At 61.1% G+C, this 2,047-nt stretch carries 1 protein-coding gene and 1 pseudogene; both read right to left on the minus strand.

Annotated elements, in window-relative coordinates:
* Positions 1 to 39: 39 nt before the first annotated feature.
* Positions 40 to 812, minus strand: a pseudogene (locus BMY22_RS23220) (ISAs1 family transposase); the annotation flags it as partial.
* Between the two features lie 120 nt (positions 813 to 932).
* Positions 933 to 1,604, minus strand: a complete 672-nt coding sequence (locus BMY22_RS23225; RefSeq protein WP_090625680.1) for a tetratricopeptide repeat protein — start codon at positions 1,602 to 1,604, stop codon at positions 933 to 935.
* Positions 1,605 to 2,047: the final 443 nt, after the last annotated feature.

Consider the following 2,047-nt stretch of genomic DNA (forward strand, 5'->3'; position numbering starts at 1 on the left):
TTTAGGGAAGGGAGTTTACGTAAAGACCTTGAAAGGGGTGGATTTCAGGTCCTGCCACTGTTCGGGGCGAGGCAGGCACTGCAGGGCATCGAACGCATGGCAGCGACGGATCTCCAGGCGCCCGTGATCCTTTTCCACCGTCTCGAAGACCGTATGCGGGGTCTTGTCGGGCGAGGCCTGGTAGCACGCGAAGAAATCCCCGATGGCCTCGGCCAGGGTAGGCTGGTTGTCCTTGACCGCCAGGACATAGTCCGCGCCTCGCTGGCGGATCGCCCGAGCGATGCTGGCCTGGGTGCCCATCGCGTCGAGCGTGACGATACAACCTTGCAATGCCAGTACTTCCAGCAACGGGGGATCGCGGTTTTCTCGTTGGACTTCGCCTCGGTCGAGTGTTGGCCCAACACCAGGCGGGCATCTGCCGCAAAGGCACTGACCAAGTGCAGCGGTGTGGCATCGACCTTGCCCGAGCGCCGGCTGGTCTTGCCGTCGACGGCGACCACTTGCGCCCCCAGCACCGGAACGACCGATCCCACCCAGAGCCTGACGAACTGTGCCGGATCGATCGGCCCGAACAGACGGCCAAAGGTGTCATGCGAGGCGATCCCGTGCTTCAGCTTCAGGTAGTTTCGTAACCAGTCGAGCCTCTCCGTGGCCCATGCCTCGATCTCCACGAACGTATCGGCGCCCGAGAGCACCGCGCCGACAGCGACTACCAGCATCTCCACCAGATCGTGTTCGACCTTGCCCGCTTGCTGAGGGTCGTCGATCGAAACAAAGACTTCGGCCAGGCTCGGTCTGTCTGCTTGCTGCATCGCGTATCCCTTCTCGACAAAGAAAAGACACGCTACACCAAACCTGATCGGGCTGAAGCCGCTTGAAGCTACGGGCGCATCCGTTCATGCGATTGCCCTGCAGACAGGCCCCGGTTCAATTCATTGAGTCTTCAGCTCGGCATACTCGGCATTCACGACGGCGAGCAACTCCTTGGCCTCCTTGTGCCTACCGTTATCGGCGGCCTCGTGTCCTGGCCTCGGCGGAGCCGCCAGCACCTTCTCCAGCGCCTCGACCGACTCGGTATAACGCCCTCGCCGGAAGAGGTAATCACCGTAGAAAAAATTCTGATCGATACCATTCGGGTTTAGCGCGAGCGCCTGCTTCAGCAGTTGTTCAGCCTTCTCCTTGTCGCCGAAGCCGATCGGCCTGCCCGGCACCTGATAGTACAGGCAGCCAAGATTGGCTTGGGCCAAGCCGTCCAACACCTTGGGATCGATGCTGATTGTCTGTTCCAGGACGTCTCGCGCCTGCTTTATTAGATCCAGTGCGGCCGGGCCGCCCTTGACACCGGCCCAGGTGCTGAGAATGATGCCGCGCCAGGTCAACAGCTCGGCCGAGCGCGGTTTGGCTTGCAGCGCGGCCTTGGCCTCGTTGGCGAGACGGGCGAAGGCCGGCTCCTGCTGCGATACGGGCAGTTGGTAGTTGATCGCGGCCCAGCGCGTCTCCAGGTACTGGGGGCTCTTTTGACTGGTCCCGCCTTGGGCGAGGCCCGGCAGGGAGATGAGCAGTGCACCGTTCAGGAGCAGGCTGCGCAGAGCGGATTTCGACATGAGGTGTTCTCCTTATTGAGCTAACACCCGCTCAGGACTTGCTGCGGGCGAAATGCTGGATGAAGGGCTCATGGGCCAGCTTGGCGCGCTGTCCAAGGTGGACATACTGGCTGCCATCAAGGTTCATCTGGGTTGGCGCGTTGATCCTGTCCAGCGTTCACGTCCTGGGGAGCAGCAGCCCCCTTGCTGCCAGCGTCAACGCACACAGCGTACTTTGCCCCAAATAGCCACTGTCTCGCGACTGTTCCTGGCTGTGGTCCTTGGTCAGACTGCGTCGATCCATCCAGATAGAGCCCCGCCATATCCCGCAAGGGCTCTTTTTTGTACCTGTGATTCCACAGCGTTGGGGGGAAAGCGCTCCATGAACCCCACCTTCAAATGAGGTACAGACCCGACGATGCTTTGCTCCCGTTATTTTCTGGAGCCAGTCGCCATGATGCGTC

The sequence above is a fragment of the Azotobacter beijerinckii genome, assembly GCF_900110885.1.
GTDB classification, from domain to species: Bacteria; Pseudomonadota; Gammaproteobacteria; order Pseudomonadales; family Pseudomonadaceae; genus Azotobacter; species Azotobacter beijerinckii.

Excerpts from the sequence above, each read along its gene's own strand:
- BMY22_RS23225 (WP_090625680.1), bottom strand. The coding sequence starts at position 1,604 with ATGTCGAAATCCGCTCTGCGCAGCCTGCTCCTGAACGGTGCACTGCTC.